Below are 25989 nucleotides of genomic sequence, written 5' to 3'. Positions count from 1 at the left end.
TCAGAGATCCTGAGTGGTGGAATCGGTTGCGGTCAAAAAGTCGAGCAGGGTTTGGTTGAAGCGTTCGGGTTGATCCAGCGGGGTAGCGTGCCGTGAATCGGCGATGACCACCAGATGTGCATTGGGCAGCCGCTTTACATAGGCTTCTTTCAGCGCCACCGGGGTGTAGTCGTGGTCGGCGCAAATGACGAGGGTTGGACAGGCAACCTGTGAAAGTCGTTCCTGAACGCCCCAGCCTACGATCGCATCGAAGCTGGCGAGATAAGCACGTTTGTCGTTCTTTGCCCAGCGTCGGGCCATTTCCAGGCGCAACTCGGTTTGTTCAGGTTTGGGGAACAACTTGGCGCCCAGGGCCTTGCCGATGGTTTCCAGGCTGAGCAGGCGCATCAGGCTCCAGCGCTTGAACCATTGCCAGCAATCGTCGGGCGTGCGGACCTTGACCTCTGGCGCGCTGTTGACGATGCACAGGCTCCTGACCCGTTCGGGCTCATCCACCGCCAATTGGAAACAGATCATGCCGCCCATGGACCAGCCCACCAAGTGCACCGGGCCCAGGTCCAGGTGATCGATCAGGGCGCTCAGGTCGGTGCTGAAACCTTTGATGCTGTAGCGCTCGCGGGGTTTGTCGGAACGACCGTGGCCGCGCACATCCATCACGATCAGGCGGTAACGGGCGGACAGCGCTGCAATCTGTTTTTCCCAGTCGCGGGTGCTGGAGCCCAGGCCATGGACCAGCACCAAGGGCGTGCCGTGGCCGTATTCCTCGTAGTGCAGGTTGCAACCTTCGTGCTCGAAATAGGCCATTGGAGAAATCCTTGTCAGGCTTGTTCAGGGGCGGCGAACGGCGCATCCAGCGGCGCGGTATCGAAGGTGCGCAGCAATTCGATCAGGATTTGCGTGGCCGGCCCCAGGGGTTTTTCCTTGTTTGAAAAAAGATAGAAAGTCGAGTTGCGGCTGCCTCCCTGTTCCAAGGGTAGACGCTTGAGCACGCCTTCCCTGAGTTCCCGCTCGATCATGTGCCGCGGCAGCCAGGCGAAGCCCAGGCCGCTGCCGACAAAACTCGCGGCGGTGGCCAGGCTGCCCACGGTCCAGCGCTGTTCGGCGCCGAGCCAGCCGACGTCCCGGGGTTGCTGGCGACCGGAGTCGCGGATGACCACTTGCAACTGGCTTTCCAGGTCCTGGAAGTTCAGCTCGCGATTGAGGCGGTGCAGGGCATGCTCGGGATGGGCCACCGCGATGAACTCCACGTCGCTCAACTCCGCACCCAGGTAGCCGGGAATGCTGAAGCCGCTGATGGCCAGGTCGGCCACGCCTTCGAGCAGCACTTCTTCGACCCCCGACAGTACTTCTTCGCGCAGCCGCACCCGGCAGCCACGGCTTTGCGGCATGAACGCGGTCAAGGCGCGAACGAGGCGGGCGTTGGGGTAGGCCGCATCGACCACCAGGCGCACCTCCGCTTCCCAGCCTTGCTCCATGTGGTGGGCCAGGTCTTCCAATTGGCTGGCCTGTTTCACCAGTTGCCGCGAGCGGCGCAGCAGCACGCCGCCGGCTTCGGTCAACACGGCCTTGCGCCCATCGATGCGCAGCAACGGCACGCCGAGCTGGTCCTGCATGCGGGCCACGGTGTAGCTCACTGATGACTGGGAGCGATGCAGCACGTCGGCGGCCTGGGCGAAACCGCCGTGGTCGACCACCGCCTGCAGGGTGCGCCATTGATCCAGGGTTACGCGGGGCGCTTTCATATCGGGCTCCTCTTGTCCTAAGCTGGCGGTCCCTTGGTGGAGACTGCCGAATGAAGAAAATCTGTTGTGTGGTGCTGGCCTTGCTGCCACTGACTGCGTTTGCCTACCCGATCGATGTGGAAAAACACCTCAACGGCCTGAGCATCGACTACACCGCCTATGACACCGATGCCGACATCGGCTCCATCCAGGTCAACAACTACGGCAGTACCGACGCGGCCTGCACCGTCGTGTTTCGCAACGGTCCCGAGGCGCCGCGCACCCGCAAGATCGAAGTCGCCGCCGGCAAGTTCAAGAACGCCACCGCCAAGTTCAACCGCAACATCATCAAGCTGCGCATCAAGCTGACCTGTCAGCCGAAATAGCCCGGCAGCGGGGCAGGTGACATTGCTTGCTCCGCTTATAAACGAAAATATCGATGCTTTATAGCAGTTATTTGCGCTTTTTCATCGATATGCTCCCGTTTAACCTTCACTCCATCGACTGACAACATTCTCAGATGGAGCCTACAAGCCATGTCCCGCGTTCTGATCATCGAAAGCAGTGCCCGCCAGCAAGATTCGGTTTCCCGTCAACTGACCCAGACCTTCATCAGCCAGTGGAAAGCTGCACACCCGGCCGACGAAATCAGCGTTCGCGACTTGGCCATCAACCCGGTGCCGCACCTGGATGCCAATCTGCTGGGCGGCTGGATGAAGCCTGCCGAGCAGCGCAACGACATTGAAAACGCCTCCCTGGAGCGCTCCAACCAGTTGACCGATGAGCTGCTGGCCGCCGACGTACTGGTGATGGCCGCGCCGATGTACAACTTCGCCATTCCCAGCACTTTGAAGGCGTGGCTCGACCACGTGCTGCGTGCCGGCGTAACGTTCAAATACACCCCGACCGGCCCCCAAGGCCTGCTGGCCGACAAGCGCGCCTTCGTGCTCACCGCCCGGGGCGGCATTCACGCCGGTGGCAGCACTGACCATCAGGAACCCTACCTGCGCCAGGTCATGGGCTTCATCGGCATCCACGACGTGACCTTCATCCATGCCGAGGGCATGAACCTGGGCGGCGATTTCCAGGAGAAGGGCCTGAATCAGGCCAACGCCAAATTGTCCCAAGTCGCCTGATCCGTTAATCCTCGGGTAATCGCCAAGTGGTCTAGTGACTTGGCGCTTCCCTTCAAACCGTTTTGCGCATCGAACCTCCCTTTGCACTTATTGCTCCTGAGTGCATCAGCCCGATTGAACGCTTTAGCGAGATCGGGCTTTTTTTTGCCTCGATGTTCTGCACTTGACTGGGGTCAGGGTACAAACGCCATTACGGAAATAGGAGAACCCGAACCTTCTTTCAGTCGAAGCACGCCAATTACCAGCGTCGTGCCTTTCGCGGGCAGTTGATCGAGGTTGGTCAGGCACTCCAGGACGATGCCCTCTTTCGCCAGGATCTGGCTGTTGGTGGCGTAAACCGTGTCCTGGCCCGGATCGACGCCATGGGTATCGATACCAACGCCAGCTATCCGGCGATGCTCGAGCAGAAAATTGGTGGTTGCGGCACCTATGCCGGGAAAGTGCGGGCCTTTGTCATCCGCATTGATAAAACGCCCGGGGTCGTCCCACAGGGCCTGCCACCCCGTGTAAAAAAGCACGACGCTGCCCTGATCGATGCGCCCATGAGCCTGTTCCCATTTTTCGATGTCTTGAATGCCGATCACATAGTCTGGATTGTCCCGCGCCTGGATGCGTAAATCGACCACGACGGCCGGCCGGACCAGGGACGCCGGCTCATAGGCATCAATCCCAATGGCATTGGGGTGAAAGGTGTTCGGCGCGTTCATATGGGTTGCACTGTGCTCGCCCATGCCGAAGCGCCGCAGGTAATACCCGTCCTTTTCCGGTGATGCCACCTCATTGAATGTCACCGGAGGATCGCCAGGCCAAAGTGGAATCTGCGGACTGATGATGTGGCTGAGGTCGATCACTTTTCGAAATTCAATACGCTGCATGGATTTGGCTTCCTTATCCTCGGCGAAACTTTGAGCGATGCTGATCGGACAGTACTGCGCTCAGCCTTCCTGTGCATACCCGTGACCCGAAACTAGCGGCCCATCACGCTCGCGCCCATCCCTCAAAACCGCTATCTTCGCCGCCATTCGAAACGAGGGGCGGTATGGGCTATCTACTTTTTGTGACATTGATCCAGGCGTTTTCCTTCAGCCTGATCGGCGAGTACTTGGCCGGGCATGTGGACAGTTATTTCGCGGTGCTGGTGCGCGTGGTGCTGGCGGGACTGGTGTTCATTCCGCTGACGCGCTGGCGCCAGGTGGAGCCGTCGTTCATGCGCGGCATGCTGTTGATCGGCGCCTTGCAGTTCGGCGTGACCTACGTCTGCCTGTACTTGAGCTTCCGCGTCTTGACGGTGCCTGAGGTGCTGCTGTTCACCATCCTGACGCCCCTGCACGTGACCTTGATCGAAGACGCGCTGAACCGGCGCTTCAACCCCTGGGCGCTGATCGCGGCGCTGGTGGCCGTGGCCGGTGCCGCGGTGATTCGCTACGACCGGATCAACCCGGATTTCTTCATGGGTTTCTTGCTGCTGCAACTGGCCAACTTCACCTATGCGGCCGGGCAGGTGCTCTACAAACACCTGGTGGCCCGTCATCCGAGCGACCTGCCGCATTACCGGCGTTTCGGCTATTTCTATCTCGGTGCACTGATGGTGGCGTTGCCGGCATTCCTGCTGTTCGGCAAGGCAAATTTCTGGCCCGAAGCGCCGCTGCAGTGGGGCGTGCTGGTGTTCCTCGGTCTGGTTTCCACCGCGCTGGGGTTGTACTGGTGGAACAAAGGCGCATGCCTGGTCAACGGCGGGACGCTGGCGGTGATGAACAACCTGCACGTGCCGGTGGGGCTGCTGGTGAACCTGCTGATCTGGAACCAGCACGAGGCGCTGGGGCGGTTGCTGCTGGGTGGGTCGGTGATCTTGGCGGCGGTGTGGATCAGTCGGTTGGGGGTACGCCAGCCTCAGCCTTCACTCTAAACACTGTGGGAGCGAGCTTGCTCGCGATAGCGGGGTATCAGTCAGCATCTCTGTTTCTGATACACCGCTATCGCGAGCAAGCTCGCTCCCACAGGGACGTGGGGGTTGGCTTTAGACCTCCAGCTCCTGAGGGTTTGAGGGTCAGACCACTTGTTTCTGCGGCTCCGGCAGGTGGCTCGCGCCCAGCACCGCCGGCAACAATCCCGAACGCAGGTCCGTGCCGCTCGGCTGCTGGTACAGGTTCAATCCAAACTCCGGCATCACCGCCAGCAGGTAATCGAAAATATCCCCCTGGATGCGCTCGTAATCCGCCCACGCGGTGGTGCCGGTGAAGCAGTAGATTTCCAGCGGGATGCCCTGGGCGGTGGTTTGCAACTGCCGGACCATGCAGGTCATGTTCGGCTGGATTTCGGGATGGCTTTTCAAATAGGCCAGGGCATAGGCGCGGAATGTGCCCAGGTTGGTCATCCGCCGACGGTTGGCCGACATCGCCGCGACGTTGCCCTGGGCTTCGTTCCAGGCCTTGAGTTCGGCCTGTTTGCGGCCGATGTAGTCGGTCAGCAGGCGGACTTGGGACAGGCGTTGCTCTTCGTCGTCATGCAGGAAACGCACGCCGCTGGCGTCGATGAACAGGCTGCGCTTGATCCGCCGTCCGCCGGACTGCTGCATGCCGCGCCAGTTCTTGAACGACTCGGACATCAGGCGCCATGTGGGGATCGAGACGATGGTCTTGTCGAAATTCTGCACCTTGACCGTGTGCAGGGTGATGTCCACCACGTCACCGTCGGCACCGACCTGGGGCATCTCGATCCAATCGCCGACCCGCAACATGTCGTTGCTGGTCAACTGCACGCTGGCGACGAATGACAACAGCGTGTCCTTGTAGACCAACAAAATCACCGCCGACATCGCACCCAGGCCCGACAGCAGCAACAGCGGCGAACGGTCGATCAGCGTGGCGACGATAATGATCGCGCCAAACACATATAGCACCATCTTCGTCAGTTGCACGTAGCCCTTGATTGAGCGAGTACGCGCGTGTTCGGTGCGTGCGTACACATCCAGCAGGGCGCTGAGCAGGGCACTGAGGCTCAGCACCATGAACAGGATGGTGAACGCCAGGGCGACATTGCCCAGGAAAATCATGCTGGTCTTGCTCAGTTCCGGCACCAGGTGCAGGCCGAACTGGATGATCAGTGACGGCGTCATCTGCGCCAAGCGATGGAAGACCTTGTTGTGGCGCAGGTCGTTGACCCAGTGCAGGGCCGGTTGCCGCCCGAGCAGTTTGGCTGCGTGGAGGATCAGGTAGCGCGCCACCCGCCCGAGCACCAGGGCGATGACTAGCAGCAACATCAGGGCGAGGCTGGAATGCAGGAGCGGGTGCTGGTCAAGGGCACCCCAGAGGTCTTGGAGGTTGACCCAGAGTTGTTTGATGTCCATGGACGAAACGATTCTTTAAAGACGCGACGGGAGGATTAGAGCATTTAAGCCCGCTCAAGTGACCGTTGATGCAATAACGGCTGATAAAAATGCACTGATTTACCGCCGTTTGTATAAAGAAACTCGGCCTTCGCGCTCGAAACCGTTACCCTATGCAGCTGTTTTTTTGCATTTCTTCGAGGTAGCACCCGTGTTTTCCCAATTCGCCCTGCACGAACGCCTGCTCAAAGCCGTGGCCGAGCTTAAATTTGTCGAGCCAACGCCGGTGCAGGCAGCGGCTATTCCGCTCGCGCTCCAGGGGCGTGACCTGCGGGTGACGGCGCAAACCGGCAGTGGCAAGACCGCCGCGTTCGTGCTGCCGATCCTCAACCGCCTGATCGGCCCGGCCAAGGTCCGCGTCAGCATCAAGACCCTGATCCTGCTGCCGACCCGTGAACTGGCCCAGCAAACCTTGAAGGAAGTGGAGCGCTTCTCGCAATTCACCTTCATCAAGTCCGGTCTGATCACCGGCGGCGAAGACTTCAAGGTCCAGGCCGCCATGCTGCGCAAGGTGCCGGACATCCTGATCGGCACGCCGGGGCGGATGATCGAGCAACTGAACGCCGGCAACCTCGACCTCAAGGAAGTCGAAGTGCTGGTGTTGGACGAAGCCGACCGCATGCTGGACATGGGCTTTGCTGAGGACGTGCAGCGCCTGGTGGACGAATGCGTCAACCGCCAGCAGACGATGCTGTTCTCCGCCACCACCGGCGGTTCGGGCCTGCGCGAGATGATCGCCAAGGTGCTGAACAACCCCGAGCACTTGCAGCTCAACGCGGTCAGCCAGCTGAATTCCACCACCCGCCAGCAGATCATCACCGCTGACCACAACCAGCACAAAGAGCAGATCGTCAACTGGTTGCTGGCCAACGAGACCTACGAAAAGGCCATCGTGTTCACCAACACCCGGGCCATGGCCGACCGCATCTACGGCCGCCTGGTGGCCCAGGAATACAAGGCGTTCGTGCTGCACGGCGAGAAAGACCAGAAGGACCGCAAGCTGGCCATCGACCGCCTCAAGCAGGGCGGCGTGAAGATCCTCGTCGCCACCGACGTCGCCGCCCGCGGCCTGGATGTGGATGGCCTGGACATGGTCATCAACTTCGACATGCCCCGCAGCGGCGACGAATACGTGCATCGCATTGGTCGTACTGGCCGCGCCGGCAACGACGGCCTGGCGATCTCGCTGATCTGCCACGGCGACTGGAACCTGATGTCGAGCATCGAGCGCTACCTCAAGCAGAGCTTCGAGCGCCGTACCATCAAGGAAGTCAAAGGCACCTACGGCGGACCGAAAAAGGTCAAGGCGTCGGGCAAGGCTGTCGGCGTGAAGAAGAAAAAGGTCGACGCCAAGGGTGACAAGAAGAAAACCGGCGCCAAGGCCCCGACCAAGCGCAAGACCGCCAACCGCCCGAAGACCGATGCACCATCGCTGGTCAGCAAGGACGGCATGGCCCCGCTCAAGCGCCGCAAGCCAGAGGCGCCGGCGGCTGAGTGAAACCGCGTTAGCGCTTGATAAAAAAACCGGACCTTGAGTCCGGTTTTTTTATGGATAACCGAACCTGACACAAAGCCCCGTGGCGAGGGAGATTTGTGGGAGCAAAGCTTGCTCGCGACACAGACGCCTCGATTTCTGAAAGACCGCATCGCCTTCATCGCGGGCAAGCCTTGCTCCCACAAATCCCCTCGCCACAAAAGCGGGCTGTGCTCGGCTTCGGCTAATCACCCAGCCTTCTTCTCCGCGTTCTTCAGCTCTTCCAGACGCTTATCAATCAACTGGCACTTATCCGGCACATCCTTGCTGGCCGTCTCCATGTCCATTTTCTGCAACTCATCGTTGATTTCCTTGGCCTTGGCCGGGTTCTGCTCGGTGAGCTTGGTCACTTCCTGGGCCAATTGTTCACGCTTGAGGGTCGCTTCCTCAGGCGTGCAAGTGGCCCAGGCGGGCAGGGCGCAGGTGAGGGTGGCGGCGAGGGTGAGTTTCAAGAGGGTTTTCATGGCAGGGCCTCGTATTCCTTGTTGGGCAGGTAATGGGTTGAGGCCGGTGTTGGGGGGAAAGTTCATTGGTTGAGGAGCGATGTGTCCGTTTGGTAGGAGGTTTCCAGCTCTGCGTCGGATCCTTCGTACCTTTGTACCGGAACCATCTGATTTCAGATGAATGGTTCCAGTAATAGCCTCAAAGCCAAATCCATTTAGTTGACGTCAAAATGATGGCTCATTAATATCGCGCCACTATTTTGATGTCACTTTCCGCTCGAGGGATCGAACATGTCCTCACCCGCCTTTTGGGCGAGGTTGTGCGTGGCTTTGCTGTGCCTTTCTCCACTGACCCTGGCTCACGCCGCCCCCACGCCTGGCGACACGGACCTGATCCGCGAGCGACAGAACCGTTTGCTCGAAGAGCAGCGCCGTCGCCTGGAGGAACTCAAAGACCTGCCCGGCAAGGGGGCCAAGCCGAGCCAGCCAACAACACCTGCCAATACCCGCTGCTTCCCCATCAAGACCATTGAACTCAAGGGTGCCGACAGTCTTTCCGCCGGCGAGCGCGAGCAATTGCTCAAACCCTACATCGGCCAATGCCTGGGTGTGACGCAGCTTAACGAGCTGCTCAAAGTCATCACCGACCATTACATCGAAAAGGGCCTGGTCACCAGCCGCGCCTATCTGCCGCAGCAGGACCTGTCCGGCGGGCATCTGAGCGTGTTGGTGGTGGAAGGACGCCTCGAAGGCCTGAAGGGCGCGGAGAACAGCAAACTGTCGGACCGCGAGTTGGCGATGGCCTTTCCCGGCAAGACCGGTGACCTGGTCAATCTGCGGGAGATCGAGCAGATGGTAGATCAGCTCAATCGCCTGCCGTCGAACCAGGCAAAGATGGAACTGACCCCCGGTCAGAACGTCGGTGGCAGTGAAGTGCGGGTCACCAACGAACTGAAAAAGCCTTGGCGCGCCGGGTTGTCGCGCAGCAACGACGGCCAGCGCAGCACTGGCGAGCAGCAGTGGGGCAGCAGTTTCGAATGGGACAGCCCGCTGGGCCTGGCCGACCAGTTGATGTTGCGCGGTGGTCACGATGGGATGACTGACCACCAGCACACCTCCCGCAACGCCATGCTCTATTACAACCTGCCGTTTGGCTGGTGGAACGTCAGTTACACCTACAGCCAGAGCGAGTACCGCTCGCAGATCCCGGCCAACGGTTTCAATTTCAAGCAGACCGGCGACAGCCAGAACCATCAGGTGCGGGTCGAGCGGGTGATCCATCGCGATGCTCTGAGCAAGACCTCTCTCAACACCGGCCTTTCGTACCTGCGCACCAACAACTTCATCGAAGACAGCAAACTCGCCGACAGCAGCAATCGCATCAGCGAGGCGCAGTTCGGCATCAACCATGGCCGGCGGATCGGCAATGCCTTCGTCAACCTCGACTTGGGCCTACAAAACGGCATCGGCGCCCTTGATGCCCAGGGCGATCACGACCCTGGCCCCGGCCTGCCGAATGCCCGCTACCGCAAATACACCGCGACCCTCAGCTACCTGCAACCGTTCCAGGTGTGGGGTGAGTCCTTCAGCGTCAGCAGCCTGATGACCGGACAGCGCAGCGAGGACGTGTTGTTCAGCCCGCAGCGCATGAGCCTGGGCGGGCAATCGTCGATTCGCGGCTACAAGGATCAGTCGCTGTCTGGCGACAGCGGTGGTTACTGGCGTAACGACCTGCGCTGGAGCCGCCCAGTGACGCTGGAATGGCTGCGCCCGGTGTTCGGCGAATACGGCAGCAGCCTCGGTTATGACCAGGGCGTGATTCGTGGCAATCGCTACAACGGCGACCAGCACGGGCGCATGTCGAGCAACTCGCTGGAGCTGTTCGCCCGCGGTGAGCACCTGAACGCCAGCGTCACCTTCGCCCATTCCCTGGAACGTCCGGATGCCCTGACCGAGCGCGAAGCGCCGATCTACTTCCGCGTGGATGTACTCCTCTAAATTCTGCTGCAACGAGACCTGAACATGGACGATCGCCAATACACTTTCCTGGCCCGCCAACCCTCCGCTGCCCTGCAACCCCGCGAGCAGTTCTGGGGCATGCCAAAGCGCGGCCTGGCGTTCCTGTTGGCCAACGTCATGTTCTGGCAACCGCTGTGGGCCCAGGCCGAGGGTATCGTGGTCAGCGCGCCGGGTACCGGCCTGGACCGGGCGGGCAACGGCGTGCCCATCGTCAACATCGCCAAGCCCAACGGCAGTGGCCTGTCCCATAACCAGTTCACCGACTACAACGTCGGCAGTAACGGCGTGATCCTCAACAACGCCACGTCCCGCACCCAGTCCACGCAACTGGGCGGGATAATCCTCGGCAACCCGAACCTCAACGGTACGGCCGCCAAAGTCATTCTCAACGAAGTCAACGGCGGCAACCCCAGCCAGTTGCGTGGTTACACCGAAGTGGCGGGACAGTCGGCCCACGTCATCGTCGCCAACCCCTACGGCATCACGTGTAATGGCTGTGGCTTCATCAACACGCCCAGGGCAACCTTGACCACGGGCAAGCCGATCATTGAAAACGGCCAGGTGGGTCGCTATCAGGTGGACCAGGGCAGCGTCTCGATTGAAGGCGCGGGTCTGAACGCCAACAACGTCGACCGCTTCGAAATCATCACCCGCAGCGCCAGGATCAACGCCGAGATCCAGGCCAAGAACCTGACCATCGTCGCCGGGCGCAACGACGTTAACGCCAATACCCTCGACGCCACCGCCCGCGCCGATGACGGCAGCGCCAAGCCTGAACTGGCCATCGACTCTTCGGCATTGGGGGGTATGTACGCCGGCGCGATCAAACTGGTGGGCACCGAAGCCGGGGTTGGGGTGAAGCTGGACGGCAAACTGATCGCCAGCGGCGGCGACATCCAGCTCGATGCCAACGGCCGCCTGAGCCTGGCCGAGACCTCGGCCAGCGGCGCCATCAACGTCAAGGCCGCCAGCCTCGATGCTCGCGGGGCGGTCTATGCCGGCACCACCCTGAACGCCCAGACCCAGGGCAACTTGAGCAACCAGCAAACCCTCGCGGCGCGGGACAGCATCACGCTGAATGCGGGTGGGCAACTGAGCAACAACGGCATCATCGAAGCCGGGGTCAATGCGGATAACACCCGCAATGCGACGGGGGATGTGAGCGTTACGGCGCAGAGCCTGAACAATAACGGCAAAAGCATCGTCGCCAGCCGCAACCTGACGGCCAACGTCACGCAGACCCTGAACAACCAAGGCGGAACCTTGAGTGCCGGGCAAACCACGACGATCAAGGCCGGGACCCTGGACAATCAAAACAAGGGCAGGGTGCTGAGCAGCAACACCCTGAACATCACCGCCGATAAGCTCATCAACGCCCAAGGCCTTGTCAGCAGCAACGGCACCCTGACGGCCAACGTCGGGCAGTTGAACAACAGCAGCGGTGAACTCAACAGCTTGAGCAACGTCACGTTGCGCGTTGCCTCGCTGGATAACGTGGCGGGGCTGGTGGCGGCGGGGCAGATGCTCGACATCAACGCCAGCGGCCAGGTGAACAATCGGAGCGGGCGTCTCTCTGCAAGCAAAAGCGTTCAGTTGACGGCGGCGTCACTGGACAATACGGCAGGCCGATTGCTCAGTGACGGTGCGCTCACCGTCAGCATTTCTGCCCAGTTGCTCAATCAGGCCGGGTTGTTGTCATCGGCGGGCCTGTTGACCCTCAACGCGGCGAGTCTGGATAACCGCCAGGGCGGTGTCGTTACCACCACCCAGGCAGCCAACCTCAACGTCGGCACGCTGGATAACCGCGGCGGCGAAGTGTCGAGCCAGGGCGTGCTGGCCCTGGTCGGCACCGAACTGGACAACAGCGATAGCGGCAAGCTGATTGCCTATGGCGACCTGCGCCTGACCCTTGAACGCCTGACCAACCAGACCAAGGGATTGATCTCTACTCGGGCAGCCTTGGCAATCGACGCGCAACAACTGGATAACCGCCAGGGAGCGCTTTATGCACAGCAAGGGCTGAATCTGGACCTGAGCGGGCCACTGCTCAACGCCCAGGGCAGCGTGAAAAGCGACACCACCGCCAACCTCAAGGCAGCCGAGATGAATAACGACGGCGGCCAGATCTCCAGCATCGGTGCGTTGAGCGTCGACAGCACGGGCGCCCTGAGCAACGTCGGCGGCAACGTGATCAGCAGTGACACGCTGCTATTGAAGGCCGGCCAGGTGAATAACGCCGCCGGCCGTATCGCCAGCGCAAAAGCCCTGGACGCCAGTGTCACCGGTCTCGATCAACAGAACGGCCAATTATTCAGCAACACCAGCCTGTCCCTCGACCTCAACCATGGGCAGTTGAATAACCAGGGCGGGCTGATCAACGCCCCGGGCAGTCTGTTGTTGAAGAACTTGGCGGCGGTGAACAACCGCGACGGCGAAATCTCTAGCGACCAGGCGTTCAGCCTGAATGCCACGAGCCTGGACAACCGCGCCGGTTCGATCGTCAGCCAGCAGCGTCTCGATCTGGTCGTTGCCCAGGCCTTGAATAACGCCAAAGGCCTGATCTCGGCCAACGGCCTTAACGCGCGTGCTGCCAGCCTGGACAACAGTGGCGGCAATCTGGGCAGCGATGCAGACCTGAGCGTAAACGTCGAGGGCACGTTGACCAACCTTGACGGCGAAATCTCCAGCGCGGGCCTGACCCAGCTCAACGCGATGGCCCTGAATAACAGCAACGGCCAGGTACTGGGCGACAGCGCCTTGAGCATCGATCTTGGTGGCGCGCTGGACAACCGCAATGGCGTGCTCGGTTCGGGCAAGGTTGTGGCTATCAAGGCGGCCAGCCTGGACAACAGCAACGGCGGCCAGTTGATCAGCGATGGCAGCCTGACCACTCGCATCAGCGGTCTGCTGGACAATCAGAACCAGGGTGAAGTGCTTGCCAAAGGTGCGATTGACCTGCAAACCGGCCATCTCGATAACCGCGGTGGCCGCTTGGCCGGCAACGACCTGCTGACCTTGCGCAGCAATTCGCTCGACAACCGTGGCGGGAGCATCCGTGCCGACAAGGCACTGCAATTGACGGTCGATCAACTGGATAACCGTGACAACGGCGTCATCACCGGCAAAAGCAGCGTCACCTTTGAAGGCTCGCGCCTGGACAACAGTGCGGGTCTGCTGACCAGCGTAGGTCCGTTGATGTTGAAGGCCGCTGAAGTGCAGAACGGCCTCGGTCGTATCTCCAGCCAAACCGACCTCACCGCCGTTATCGATACCCTGCAACAACAGGGCGGTGCGCTGGTGGCCCAAGGCAATTTGAGCCTGACCGGCAAGACGCTCGATAACCGCAACGGCGGTTTGGTCGGCACCACAAAAGCGCTGGATCTGCAGGTCGGGCAGATCGATAACCGCGCAGGCGAACTCTCCGCAGGTCTTGGCCTTAAGGTGGGCGGCCAGCGCCTGGACAACAGCGAGGGCGGTAAACTCATCGCCGGCACTGACCTGGAAGTGAAAGTTGCTGAGCTGATCAACCAGAGCAAAGGACTGCTCCACGCCCAAGGCCACATGAGCCTGAGCGGCACCACGCTGGACAATAGCGAAGGCGTGCTCAACAGCCTCAACGGCTTGGTGATCACCCTCGATAACGCCCTGTTGAACCACAAAGGGTTGATCAGCAGCGAAGGCGAGTTGCGTGTCGACGCTGGCAGTCTCGATAACACCGCGGGCAGCCTGAGCAGCGCCGCTCTGTTGTCGATCATCAGTGCTGGCGCGTTGATCAACCAGGGGGGCTCCATCAGCACCGACGCCGGGCTGACCCTCGAAAGCGCCAGCCTGGATAACAGCCAAAAAGGCCTGGTCTCGGGCAAAGACGCGACCCAAGTCACCACTGGTGTCCTCAACAACAGCCAGGGCGGGCGCCTGACCTCGGGCACTACGCTCACGCTCAACGCCACGCAGGTGAACAACGCCGCAGGCCGTATTGCCAGCGGCCAAGCCCTGACCGCGTCGGTCACCGGGCTGGATCAACAGCAAGGTGAATTATTCAGCAACACCCGCCTGAGCCTGGACCTGAACCACGGCCAGTTGAACAACCAGGGCGGCCTGATTAACGCCACGGGTGCGTTGCTGCTGAGCAACCTCAAGGACGTCAACAACCAGGGCGGGGAAATCTCCAGCCAGCAAGCCTTCACGCTGACCACGCACAACCTCGATAACAGCGGCGGTAAATTGCTGAGCAGCCAAGGCCTGATACTGAGAACCGCCCAGGTGCTCAACAATGCCCGCGGCGTGATCTCTGCAAAGTCCATGGACAGTCGCAGCGACAGCCTGGACAACCGCGATGGCCTGATCAGCAGTCGTGACCGCCTCGACTTGAATGTTGCAACCGTGTTCGACAACCAGCGCGGTTCGTTGATTGCCGACGGTGCGCTGCTGCTGGTTGCCGATCGCCTGGACAACCGTGCCGGGAATATCGCCGGCAAGGCCGGGCTCGATGTCTCCCTCGACAGCTTCGATAACCGCCAGGGCACGCTGATCAGCACCGACGCCCTGACGCTAAAGGCCGCCAGCCTCGACAACCGTCAGGCCGGTTTGATCGGCGCGACAAAAGCGCTGGATCTTGACGTTGACGGTCTCGACAACCGAGGCGGTGAACTCTCGGGCAACGCGGACGTCACGCTGGTCAGCCAGAACCTCGACAACAGCGACGGCGGCCAGGTGTTCGCCGGGCAAGCGCTGAAACTGACCGTGGATAAGCTGCTCAACCGCACCAAAGGCCTGCTCAGTGCCAAGACCGAGTTAGAGCTGGCCGGCGGCTTCTTCGATAACAGCGGCGGCTACCTGATCAGCCAGCAGAATCAACGTATCAACCTGAGCCGTGACCTGCTCAATACCCAGGGCCAACTCAGCAGCGAAGGCACGTTGAATGTCAGCGCCGCCAACCTGACCAACACCGGCGGCAGCCTGTCCAGCGCGGCGGACCTGACTGTGCACAGCCTGGGGCGTCTCGACAACCAGGGCGGCGAACTGGTCACCGACGGCGCATTGCTGCTCACCAGCGCGACACTGGACAATCGTCAGCAGGGCAACATCAGCGCTAAAGGCGCGGTGAGCGTCTCCACCGGTGCCTTCGACAACAGCCAGAAGGGCCGGCTCAACAGTGGTAGCACGCTAAACCTCGTGGCTGACCAGGTCACCAACCAGGATGGCGGGAGCATCGGCAGTCAAGGTGCGCTGACGGCATCGGTTTCCGGTCTGGACCAGCAGGGCGGCAAGCTGTTCAGCAACGCCACGCTAAGCCTGGACATGAACAACGGCCAGCTCAACAACCAGAGCGGCTTGATCAACGCCCCCGGCTTGTTGCTGCTGAGAAACCTCAACGGCGTGAACAACCAGGGCGGCGAAATCTCCAGCGCCCAAGCCCTCACCCTGGCAGCTAAAAATCTCAACAACGATGGCGGCCGGCTGCTCAGCAACCAGGGCCTGACCCTGCGCATCGCCCAGGCGCTGAACAACGTCAAAGGCCTGATCGGCGCAGCCAGCGTCGATGCCCACGCCCAAAGCCTGAACAACAATGGCGGCACGCTCACCAGCCGTAGCAATCTGGTCCTGACGGTCGATCAGCAACTGGATAACCAAGCCCAAGGCCTGATCAGCGCCGCGCAATTGCTCACGCTCAACAGCGGCGATCTGAACAACCAGGGCGGCAGTGTGCTGGCGGGTGGTGCCTTGCTCCTCAATGCCATGGCGCTGAACAACAGCGCCAGTGGCCTGATCAATGCCCAAGGTGACGTCACCCTCGAGGCCGACTTCCTGGACTCCAGCAATGGCGGCGAAGTGTCGGCCAAGGGCGATATAAACCTGACCCTGGCGGCGCTGACGCAAAACGGCGGGCGCCTGTTGGGCGATAAAGCCGTCACGCTGAACCTGGGCGGCCATGATCTGAACAATCGCAATGGCTTGATCACCGCTAAAGGTCCGTTGACCCTCAACGGCCTGCGCGACCTGAATAACCAGGGCGGTGAAGTGTCCAGCAGCCAGAGCTTCACCCTGGCCGGACGCACCCTCGATAACACGGGCGGCAAGCTGATCAGCAGCAACCTGCTTAGCCTGAACGGTACCAGCCTGATCAACCAGAACGGCTTGATCTCTGGCTGGCAGGGGCTGCAGGTCAACGGTTCCAGTCTTGATAACCGCAACAACGGCACGCTCTCCAGTCGCAATGGCGACGTCGGCGTCACCCTCAGCGGAGCACTGCTCAACAGTACTGCCGGTGCGCTGGTCGGCCAGAAAAAGCTCACCGTCAGCGCCGCAAGCCTGGACAACAGCAGCGGCGGGATTCTGTCCAGCGGCGGCGACCAGACCCTGACCGTCACCGGCGGTCTGCTGAACAACGCCCAAGGCGGCCTGATCGACAGCAGCGCCATTCTGGTCATGAACGCCATGACCCTGGGCAACGCCGGCGGTACTGTCAACGCGCAAAAAACGTTGAGCTTTACCGGCACCACGCTGGACAACCGCGGCGGCAACCTGATCGGCAACGCCGCCGTGACCCTGGACCTGCTCGGCGCCCTGGTCAACACCAATGGCAAAGTCGCCAGTGTTGGCCCATTGCGGATCGAACGCGCCACGCAGATCAATAACCAGGGCGGCCAGATCGCGAGCCAGGGCTTGTTGACCTTGCTCACCGATGGCCTGGACAACAGCAATACCGGCACTGTCGCCGCGAAAAATGCCCTGACGATCACTGCCTCTGGAGCCGTGCAGAACCACACCAACGGCCTGATCTACAGCCAGACGGCCGACGTTGCACTCAATGCCGCGAGCCTTGCCAACGGCCAGGGCGAGATGCAAGGCCAGACCGGCCTGAGTCTTGAACTGCGCGCAGGCCTGGACAACCAGGGCGGCAAACTTATCGCCCAAACCGGCGATGTCAACCTGACCGCGGCCAACATCGACAACCGTGGCGGCACCCTCGCCAGCCTCAAGGGCGCCCTTGAAGCGCACACCGTGGGCGTGCTGCGTAACGGCTTCGATGTGAACAACAAGGGCGGCGTGATTCAAGGCCAACGCCTGGACCTGCGCGCCTTGGCCGGGCTGAACAACAACGGTGGTCGAATCGCCGCGCAGGCCGGCGATGTCGTCATCGACACCGCCAGCTTCAACAACCGCAATGGCGGTCTCTACGCCTCTGGGCTGATCAAGGTCGCCGGCACCGGTGCCAGCCTGGACAACACCGCCGGCCAGATCGCCGGCAATGCCATCCATTTGGATCTGGACGGCACCCTGACCAACCGTGGCGGCATTCTGGAAAGCGACAGCACCTTGGTGGTCAGCGCCGCCAGCGTCGATAACCAGACCGGCCAGTTGCGTGCCCTAGGGGGCGCTGGCAAAACCGATTTCCAGATTGGCAGCCTCTTCGACAACCGTAACGGCAAGCTGGAAAGCGCCAACACCAACCTGACCATGGCTGCCAACAGCTTCCTCAACAGCAGCGGCCAATTACTACATCTGGGCGACGGCGCGTTCGACATCTCCCTGGCCAATGTCACCGGCGCCGGCGGCGACATCGTCACCCGTGGCGGCCTGACGCTCAAAGCCGATACCTGGACCAACACCAGCGCCATCCAGGCCGGACGGCTGACGGTCGACGTCAACAACTTCACCCAGACCGCGACCGGACAATTACTGGCTTCGACGCAACTGGAAGGCAAGGGTGGGAATTGGGTCAACAACGGGTTGATCGCCAGTGATGGTGGCCTGGGCTTGCAGTTGACTGGGCGGTATAGCGGCAATGGTCGGGTCACCAGCCTGGGCGACATGACGGTAGACGCCGCTGCGATCGACTTGAGTAGCGTGGCGAGTATCACCGGTGGCGGGACCACGACGATCGGTGGGCGTGGCGGCCTGAGTAGCCTGAGCAACTATGGGCGGCTGACGTCGGCGGGTGCGCTGAATATCAATGCGGGTACCGTTAATAACTATGGGACGGTTGCCGGTGCGGATGGATTGAAACTGACGGCTTCGACCTTGTTGAACGACCAGGGTGGGTTTTTGTTCAGCGGTGGGGATATGAAGTTGCGGGTGGGGAGTTTTACCAACCGTAAGTCGGATGTTTATGCATTAGGGAATATTGATGTAGCGCGCAATGACCTGGGGGGACGCGCGGCGTTGCTGGAGAATGATTCGGGCACCATGGAGAGTGGGCGGGATTTTTCCATTAATGCGGATTCGATTATTAATAAGCGGGGGGATTTTAAGACTGAGGCGGAGTTGTATTCGTCGGCGTTGGGCTTTCGTTGCAATAGTTGTGATTCGCTTCCTCAATATGGATACGAACAGATACCCTACTACCTAGTCTATAAGCAGCAGTATCGTGTCTTGATATCTGGGGACTCTACCTCGGAGGCGGCTTCGTTGAGCGCTGGAAGAAATCTAGCTATCGATGGTGCGTCATTTCGTAATTCGAACTCAACTACTGCAGCTGGAGGTGATATTGCTATAGCCGTCGATAATTTTGAAAACTCCGGCACGGCTTTGGGGGATTATACGAGTTATCAATATATAAGTTATAGTAATAACCAGAATGGGGATGAGTTGCAGAGGGTTGTGGACTATAACATCTACAATGACTCTGGCTACAATAAGGATATTCGTTTTTGGAATGCGGCGGGGGATGAAAGCTTTGTTCTGTCACGCAATTTTACGACCGCTAACAAGCCTGTAGATAGGGAGTATTACCAGATTGTTGGGCCTGTGGTTAACATGGTTGATAGCTATAGCGGTGGAGGAACGAGAGTAGTAGTTTTTAATGATTCTAAGTATTCGGCGGGCATTCGGACCGAGTTACCAGATTTTATAAAAAGACTTGCTCCATTTAAGCAGGAGGTTTTTTCCTCGACCGCATCCGATAATTTCGCCCCTGCCATCATCCAAGCCGGCGGCAACGTCTCCATTACCGCAACAAACAAAATCACCAACGGCGTGGAGCGCCCATTCTCCACCGGCATCACAACGTCGTCCCGCAACACCACAACCGCCGCCGCAGGATCAGGCAAAACCACGGTCGTGACCCTGAACAGCCAACTCCCACCGGACCTGGCCCAACAACAAATAAACCCCCTGACACTCCCCGGCTTCAGCCTCCCCACCGGGCAAAACGGCCTGTTCCGGCTGAGCGGGCAGGGCGCCAGCGACGCGTCAGCCTCCCAGACCCCGGTCGTGTCGCAGAACTGGACAATCGGCGGCGCCAGCGTGAGCGCATCGAATAGATCCACCGCCGCGCCGATCACCAATGTGCGCGACATCGAGATCGCCGATGTCACCCAGGTTTCCGCCGCCGAACGACAGGTGCAGTTGTTGAATCGTGACAGCGGCGGCGTCACCGCCGGCGCGTCCGCCATTCAGGTCAGCGCCCCAACGGACTCATCCACAGGCACGCCGCAACCGCCAGGGCATAGCCTCGATGGCACCATCACCCGTGGCACCGACATTGCGCTGGACACTTCGGGTACTCCGCCAATCGGTGTCAGTCGCCCAACCGACGCCTCGGTAAGCGCGCCAGTGCCTGTCACCGGTCAAACGGTGGCGCGGGTCACCGGGCTACCCAGCACAACCGTGGCTTCCAAACCGCAAAAATACCTGATCGAGACCAACCCGATTCTCACCGACCTTAAGTCATTCACAAGTTCGGATTATCTGCTGACAAAACTCGGCTACGACGCGGACACCAGCGCCAAGCGGTTGGGTGACGGCCTGTTCGAACAGCGTCTGATCCAACAGGCCGTCGTCGCCCGCACCGGCCAACGCTTCATCGACGGCCAGACCTCCGACGAGGCGATGTTCACGTACCTGATGAACAACGCCATCGCCAGCAAGGACGCCCTCAACCTGTCGGTAGGCGTCACCCTCACCGCCCAACAAGTCGCCGCCCTGACCCACGACATCGTCTGGCTCGAAGAGCACGAAGTGAACGGCGAAAAGGTGCTGGTGCCGGTGCTGTATATGGCCCAGGCCAATAATCGTCTGGCACCTAATGGTGCGCTGATTGCTGGTCAGAACGTTACGTTGATTGCCGGCAAGGATCTGGAAAACGCCGGCACGCTTCGGGCTACGAAAAACCTCTCCGCATCCGCTGGCGAGAACCTGACCAACAGCGGGTTGATTGAAGCCGGCAACCGTCTCGACCTGTTGGCCGGCAACGACATCGTCAATAAATCCGGCGGCATCATCGCCGGGCGTGACATCAGCATGAATGCGATCGTTGGCGACATAATCAACGAGCGCACGTTGACCACCGCAAGTATAAGCAACAAGGGCTACACGCAGCGGCAGGACTACGCGGATAACGCCTCGCGTATCGAGGCGGCTAACGACCTGACCATGGGCGTCGGTAGAGACGTCAACAGCGTTGGCAGCGTCATGGTCAGCGGCCGCGATACGCAAATCGATGCAGGACGGGATGTGAATATCGTCTCTGCGCAGCAACAGACCTCCAACACCGGTGGTACCCGCAGAAGTTCGATCACCCAACTGGGTTCGGAGGTGGATGCGGGGCGCGACATCGTTGTGAATGCCGGTCGAGACTTCAACGCCATCGCGAGCCAGATCAGTGCCGACCGCAACGTAGCCTTGGTCGCCGACGAGAACATGACAATCTCTTCTGGCGCTAACGAAACCCACTCTTACTACAAGTCGAAAAAAGTTACGACCCAAGAGGACCACGTCAAACAGATCGGCAGTGCTATCAGTGCTGGTGGTGACGTGAAGTTGGATGCTGGAAAAGATATGGCGCTTATCTCCAGCCGTATCAACGCCGGTGGCGAAGCTTATCTGGTGGCTGGAGAAAACCTGGCACTTCTGGCCGCACAGGACAGCGACTATTCGCTGTATGAGAAAAAGAAGAAGGGCAGTTGGGGGAAAAAACAGAGTCGGCGTGATGAGCTGACCAAGGTGACTCATGTGGGGAGTGAGATCACCACTGGGGGCGATCTGACACTGGTTTCCGGTGAGGATCAGCATTATCAGGTAGCCAAGCTGAACAGTGGCAATGACCTGACGATACAAAGTGGTGGCTCGATTACCTTCGAAGGTGTGAAGGATCTGCATAAAGAAGACCATTCAAAAAGCAAAAGCAGCATGGCCTGGAGTTCGATGTCGGGCAAAGGTCACACCGACGAAACTCTGCGTCAGACACAGATGGTCGCTGCCGGTGCCATCACGATCAAAGCTGTTGATGGGTTGAACATTGATCTCAAACAGGTCAACCAAGACACCGTCCACCAGTCGATCAAGGCAATGGTCGACGCAGACCCGCAACTGGCCTGGTTGGCGGAAGCTGAGAAACGCGGTGACGTGGATTGGCGGCAGGTCAAGGAAGTTCATGACTCCTATAAGTACAGCCACTCCGGAATGGGGCCGGCTGTGCAGATGATCATTGCGATCCTCGTGGTGTACTTCACCGCAGGTGCCGCCAGCGGTCTGATCGGCACTATGGCTGGGAGCACCGCAGCTGCTGGTTCAGGTACCGCCTTTGCAGCAGCCGGAACAGCCACCGCATCGGCAGTAGCCGGCGGCGCTGCAGCCGGGTCTACAGTGGCTGCCGGTTGGGCGAACGTGGCGCTCACGGCTATCGCAACGGGCGCTGCGAGCAACGCCACCATCAGCTTTATCAACAACGGTGGCAACCTGGGCGCCGTATTTAAGGATGTAACTTCTTCGGATGCCTTGCGCGGTTATGTGGTGTCCGGTGTTACAGCAGGATTAACCACCAGCATCTTCGACAAGATGACCAACACCACCACTACGGTGGAGGGTGCCTTGCCTAACGCCGGCAAGGTAGTGGCCCAAGGTGGCCTATCGAGCCTGGAGGGAGTCGGTCGGTTCGGTGCTAACCAACTGTTGCAGAACGGTACATCAACGTTACTGGACCGGGCACTTGGTGGTGACAGCCAGTTTGATAATGCCCTGCGTAGCAGTTTGGCGAACACTTTTGCTGCGGCGGGATTCAATCTGGTTGGGGACCTCGGTAAAGGGTTCGATTTAAAAGAAGGCGGTCTGGCTAAGATCGGTTTGCATGCAGTAATGGGGGGGTTAGCAGCTGAAGTGGCTGGCGGTGATTTCAAGACTGGCGCATTGGCTGCCGGCTTGAACGAGGCTCTGGTTGATACTCTGGCCAAGCAGTACGACGGAATGCAGCCCGAGCAGAAGCAAAAGCTTCTGGTGATGAACTCTCAACTGATCGGGGTGCTCGCGGCGGCGGCAGGCGGAGGCAATGCGGCAGACTTGCAAACCGGTTCATGGGCTGCGCAGAACGGTACGCAATACAACCGTCAGCTGCATTACGAGGAGCAGCAGTGGCTCAAGGAAAATGCCAAGGTTTTCGCGCAGAAAGAGGGAATAACCGAGCAAGTCGCGATGGAGCGGCTCAGTCAGCAGGCTTTGAAGAACACCGATTATTTGTGGCGTGCACTGTTGAGTGATGGGGATGACAGCGCTGCATTGGCGTTCTTGTCAGGGGCTGGAAAGACGTTCGTTAACGATTTGGGAGAAAAACAGGTCCTGTTTACCGCTTCAGGACAACAGCTCTTCCGTCCGGAAATGTTTGCGGATACAGCGGATCCGACGTTTTACAAGAACTTTGTACAGAGCGGCGTCAGTCGGGATCTCAGTTCAGGCCTTACCAAGGAGCTCAAGGACTCGGGTATCGCGATCAAGGACGGTGCTATCAACCTCTACGATGCTGTTAGAGAAAATCCTAAGGCTGTCATGGGAGGGCTTTGGGAAGGCGTGAAAGGCCTGCCCCAAAGCGTAATCGACAGCTTTCATGAGAGCGGAAACGCTATTGGAGAGGGGGCTGCGGTTGCTCTGGATTCGGAGTTGACTGCCAAGCTCAATGCCATTTACGGAGTGGATGTCTCCACTGCCCAGCAGGCGCTGCTGTTCATCCGAACGGCCAGTGCAATTACGATGGCGGGCACCGGTGCTAAGGTTGGAGGAAAGCTGACAGGGGCGACGGCAGAGGCGGTTGGTAAGAAGCTTGATGAGATTCTTGTTGAGGCGACTGAAAAAGAGCTGGTAAAAGGTGGTGGTACAAAAGCGACTGGTACGATTACAGAGAGGGAGCGCCTAGTCTACCTATCTAACTCCACCGCGCCGGGAATCAGGGATAGGCTTTCGTCGGCAGTTAGTGATATTCGGACAGGGTTACCTCGTGAAGGAAATGTGGCATTTGCTGAAGTGGATGTTGGTACGTTGTCATCAGAAACTATGGTGATGAAAGCTTATAGTCAGTTTGATAATAGGGTTGAGGAGTTTTTGCCGAAGCCTGATGGTGATTTGAATTCTTGGATATTGAAGCCTCAAGTTGCTACGTCGAAATATGTTGGAACACCGGAGGGATATCTGCGAGATATGGATACAGAATTCAAAATTCTGGAGACTTTAGCTCAGCGCCTAGGTCCGAGTTCGCAGACCTCGGGACGTATAAACTTGATTTCAGAGAAAATGGTTTGTCCAAGTTGTAGCGATATTGTTACTCAGTTTCGCGAGCGATATCCTAATATTCAATTAAATGTATTTACCGTGGAGAAATAATGGTGGCGTCCGATTTGACTGTGGAGGAGATTTATTCGATAGTCTCTAGGCTTTATGAAAAGGCTATATCTCAGATTTGTCTTCGGCCAGAGCAAGCCTTTGCATATGTTCAAGATGAAACAGACTCTCTTTGCACGTCTGCTGATGTGGGTTTATTTGCAGTGCTGCAAACTGCGATATTTAGGGAGGGTATGAAGTATGGGGTAGAGCTGTCTAGAGAAAGTCCTTATGCAGAGGATATATTAGAAGGTTTGGCTAGAGCTTATGAAAAATGCTGCGTCGATGATTTGGCAGAGGTTGGACTTAAAGGGGAGCCGCTGGCAGAAATAATCGATTGTATGGAGCAGGTTAGGAAAAAATATCTTTTGCCTGGATAAGTAAAAAAGGGGACAAAAAAAGGGGACAGATTTATTTTTTGATTCTTTGCTACGCTGAAAGCTTCCATGGAGGAGAATCAAGTATGCCCAGGATGGGACGTATTGTTATACCGAATTATCCACACCATATCGTGCAACGCGGTCATAACCGTCAGGTGGTGTTTGCCGTCGCCGAGGATTATCAACGCTACCTCACGGACCTGCGTGAGCTTAAGGATGCATTTGGCGTAAAGGTCTACGCCTATTGCCTGATGACCAATCATGTTCATCTGTTGCTGGCCCCGGGGGAATCGGTCGCTGGACTGGGGCAGTTGATGAAGGCTCTGGCGGCGCGTGCGACGCGCTACCGCAATCGGTTGGAGGGGCGTTCAGGCACTTTATGGGAAAGCCGTTACAAATCCAGTGTGGTGCAGTCGGATTCCTACTTGCTTGCCTGTTGCCGTTACATCGAATTGAATCCTGTGCGAGCTCGTATGGTGGCTGATGCTGCGGATTACCCATGGTCGAGCTATCGAATTCGGGTAGGTGATATGCCAGACAGCCATTGGCTGAATGCTGATCCATGCTTTGTTGCTCTGGGTAATACAAGTGCGGAGCGTTGTCGTCGGTATGAGGAGTTCGTACGCCAAGCCGTTCCAGCGGATGAGATCAGATTGATTCGCGATTCTCTGCAGCGAGGTCAGTTGACGGGGACGAGCCGTTTTGTGGACGAGGTGGAGCGGATTGTTGGTGTACGAATAGAGCAGCGAGGGCAGGGCCGGCCAAGGACTGATTTGGAAAAATAAATCTGTCCCCTTTTTTTACTCGAACAGGAGACGTAGTTCCGCGTTGCGAGAATTGCACAAATATTTTTGGAGCGGAATAATGGAAATGGATGATGAGTTTTTGGAAGTCAATGATTTAGATTGGTTTGCTTCGTATAAAGATGGGTTTCTTGCGCATTTTGCGACTGGAGGAAAGGGGGGCGTTCCGCAGTCAATAAGAGAGTCCCTTTCTGAGTATGAGTTGATATATGAGTATTTTTATTCGTTAGAAGAATGCTTTGAGGTTGAGGTGGTCGAAGAGGATCTCCCGATATTCAGCTCTGAAGTTCAACGGAATAGATACTTACAGTCTTTTGTTTCTATGGCGAAGAAAGGGCTGTTTAGTCATGATTTTGATGGGGAAGGGTATAAGTTAGTCGCCAAGCCAAAAAGTGGTAAAAAGAGATCCGAGCTACCAGCAGAAATTTTAAATGTGATTTGCATACTGTCAGTGGACTCTTGTGAGAGTGTGGGACAGATTTGAATGGCACTTACTTAACCTTCTTCGGGTGACCATTCTTCCTGACCTCGGCCCTGGCTGATCGACGTGTTTTCATCAGCATGGGATAAGGCTTGGGTCTTCGTTTTATCGCGCGCGGCTCAATCCTGCCAGGACGCCTTCCAACACGTTTCTGGGCAATCATCTCAAGCAGACTCAGCATCTGAAAAAAAGGGGACAGATTTATTTTTTTGGGTGATACCGTGATGGAACGACGTCATCGTTACGAGGCGTTTGTACGCCAAGCTGTTCCCGTTGATGAGATTAAATTAATTCGCGATGCCCAGCAGCGTGGTCAGTTGACTGGGGGGAGCCGTTTCGTGGATGAGGTAGAGCGGATTGTTGGTGTACGAATAGAGCAGCGGGGGCGAGGACGACCAAGGGCAAAGGCTGAGTCGACAAAATAAATCTGTTCCCTTTTTGCCGCTTTTTGCTTTTTTGCCACTTTTTGCCTAAAAATCCGGCTATTTCAGAGTATTCCT

General features: G+C 58.6%; 14 protein-coding genes and 2 pseudogenes. 10 read left to right on the top strand and 6 right to left on the bottom strand.

The features are described 5' to 3' along the window. Together AB4N80_RS26755 and AB4N80_RS26750 are read right to left on the bottom strand one after the other, a co-directional pair. The gene (locus AB4N80_RS26755) at positions 1 to 804 is read right to left on the bottom strand and encodes an alpha/beta fold hydrolase (RefSeq protein ID WP_122566130.1); all 804 of its coding nucleotides are present in this window, start codon (positions 802 to 804) and stop codon (positions 1 to 3) included. 14 nt (positions 805 to 818) lie between these two features. Next, positions 819 to 1742, bottom strand: coding sequence for a LysR family transcriptional regulator (locus AB4N80_RS26750; protein WP_122566131.1), 924 nt, complete (start codon positions 1740 to 1742; stop codon positions 819 to 821). Between the two features lie 50 nt (positions 1743 to 1792). Between AB4N80_RS26750 and AB4N80_RS26745 the strand changes: the two genes are divergently transcribed. Next, a complete protein-coding gene (locus tag AB4N80_RS26745; protein WP_122566132.1) occupies positions 1793 to 2107 on the top strand; it encodes a 3-phosphoglycerate kinase in 315 nt (104 codons plus the stop codon). Positions 2108 to 2257: 150 nt separating this feature from the next. Next, on the top strand, positions 2258 to 2857 hold the full coding sequence (locus AB4N80_RS26740) for an FMN-dependent NADH-azoreductase (RefSeq protein WP_122566133.1): 600 nt from the start codon (positions 2258 to 2260) through the stop codon (positions 2855 to 2857). A gap of 173 nt (positions 2858 to 3030) precedes the next feature. Here AB4N80_RS26740 and AB4N80_RS26735 read toward each other — a convergent pair whose 3' ends face one another. Beyond that, positions 3031 to 3732: a cyclase family protein gene (locus AB4N80_RS26735; RefSeq protein ID WP_354336228.1), complete on the bottom strand. Its 702-nt coding sequence runs from the start codon at positions 3730 to 3732 to the stop codon at positions 3031 to 3033. Positions 3733 to 3896: 164 nt separating this feature from the next. Between AB4N80_RS26735 and AB4N80_RS26730 the strand changes: the two genes are divergently transcribed. After that, a complete protein-coding gene (locus AB4N80_RS26730; RefSeq protein ID WP_354336227.1) occupies positions 3897 to 4763 on the top strand; it encodes a carboxylate/amino acid/amine transporter in 867 nt (288 codons plus the stop codon). 141 nt (positions 4764 to 4904) lie between these two features. Here the strand turns inward: AB4N80_RS26730 and AB4N80_RS26725 are convergent, their stop codons facing one another. After that, positions 4905 to 6203, bottom strand: a complete 1299-nt coding sequence (locus tag AB4N80_RS26725) for a mechanosensitive ion channel family protein (RefSeq protein ID WP_439653593.1) — start codon at positions 6201 to 6203, stop codon at positions 4905 to 4907. Positions 6204 to 6393: 190 nt separating this feature from the next. On the opposite strand from AB4N80_RS26725, the gene AB4N80_RS26720 reads away from it, so the two are divergent. Beyond that, the gene (locus AB4N80_RS26720) at positions 6394 to 7740 is read left to right on the top strand and encodes a DEAD/DEAH box helicase (RefSeq protein WP_060738709.1); all 1347 of its coding nucleotides are present in this window, start codon (positions 6394 to 6396) and stop codon (positions 7738 to 7740) included. 224 nt (positions 7741 to 7964) lie between these two features. On the opposite strand, the gene AB4N80_RS26715 is transcribed toward AB4N80_RS26720, so the two are convergent. Beyond that, a complete protein-coding gene (locus AB4N80_RS26715) occupies positions 7965 to 8240 on the bottom strand; it encodes a hypothetical protein (RefSeq protein ID WP_305470189.1) in 276 nt (91 codons plus the stop codon). A 270-nt stretch (positions 8241 to 8510) separates the two neighbouring features. Between AB4N80_RS26715 and AB4N80_RS26710 the strand changes: the two genes are divergently transcribed. The 5 genes from AB4N80_RS26710 (at position 8511) to AB4N80_RS26690 (ending at position 25492) form a co-directional block, all read left to right on the top strand. Further along, on the top strand, positions 8511 to 10217 hold the full coding sequence (locus tag AB4N80_RS26710) for a ShlB/FhaC/HecB family hemolysin secretion/activation protein (RefSeq protein ID WP_460079723.1): 1707 nt from the start codon (positions 8511 to 8513) through the stop codon (positions 10215 to 10217). Positions 10218 to 10241: 24 nt separating this feature from the next. Next, the gene (locus AB4N80_RS26705; RefSeq protein WP_460090351.1) at positions 10242 to 23828 is read left to right on the top strand and encodes a two-partner secretion domain-containing protein; all 13587 of its coding nucleotides are present in this window, start codon (positions 10242 to 10244) and stop codon (positions 23826 to 23828) included. Then, on the top strand, positions 23828 to 24205 hold the full coding sequence (locus AB4N80_RS26700; RefSeq protein ID WP_460079719.1) for a hypothetical protein: 378 nt from the start codon (positions 23828 to 23830) through the stop codon (positions 24203 to 24205). The genes AB4N80_RS26705 and AB4N80_RS26700 overlap by 1 nt, the downstream gene beginning before the upstream one ends. Positions 24206 to 24288: 83 nt before the next feature. Continuing rightward, the gene (locus AB4N80_RS26695; RefSeq protein WP_460079716.1) at positions 24289 to 24990 is read left to right on the top strand and encodes a transposase; all 702 of its coding nucleotides are present in this window, start codon (positions 24289 to 24291) and stop codon (positions 24988 to 24990) included. Positions 24991 to 25069: 79 nt separating this feature from the next. Further along, positions 25070 to 25492, top strand: a complete 423-nt coding sequence (locus tag AB4N80_RS26690; protein ID WP_460079711.1) for a hypothetical protein — start codon at positions 25070 to 25072, stop codon at positions 25490 to 25492. A gap of 7 nt (positions 25493 to 25499) precedes the next feature. Here AB4N80_RS26690 and AB4N80_RS26685 read toward each other — a convergent pair. Further along, positions 25500 to 25673: pseudogene (locus tag AB4N80_RS26685) on the bottom strand (IS4 family transposase); the annotation flags it as partial. Between the two features lie 16 nt (positions 25674 to 25689). Here AB4N80_RS26685 and AB4N80_RS26680 point away from each other — a divergent pair. Further along, positions 25690 to 25914, top strand: a pseudogene (locus AB4N80_RS26680) (transposase); the annotation flags it as partial. Positions 25915 to 25989 lie beyond the last annotated feature (75 nt).

Source organism: Pseudomonas sp. H3_A02, assembly GCF_054671965.1.
This window is presented reverse-complemented; position numbering and strand designations above follow the sequence as displayed.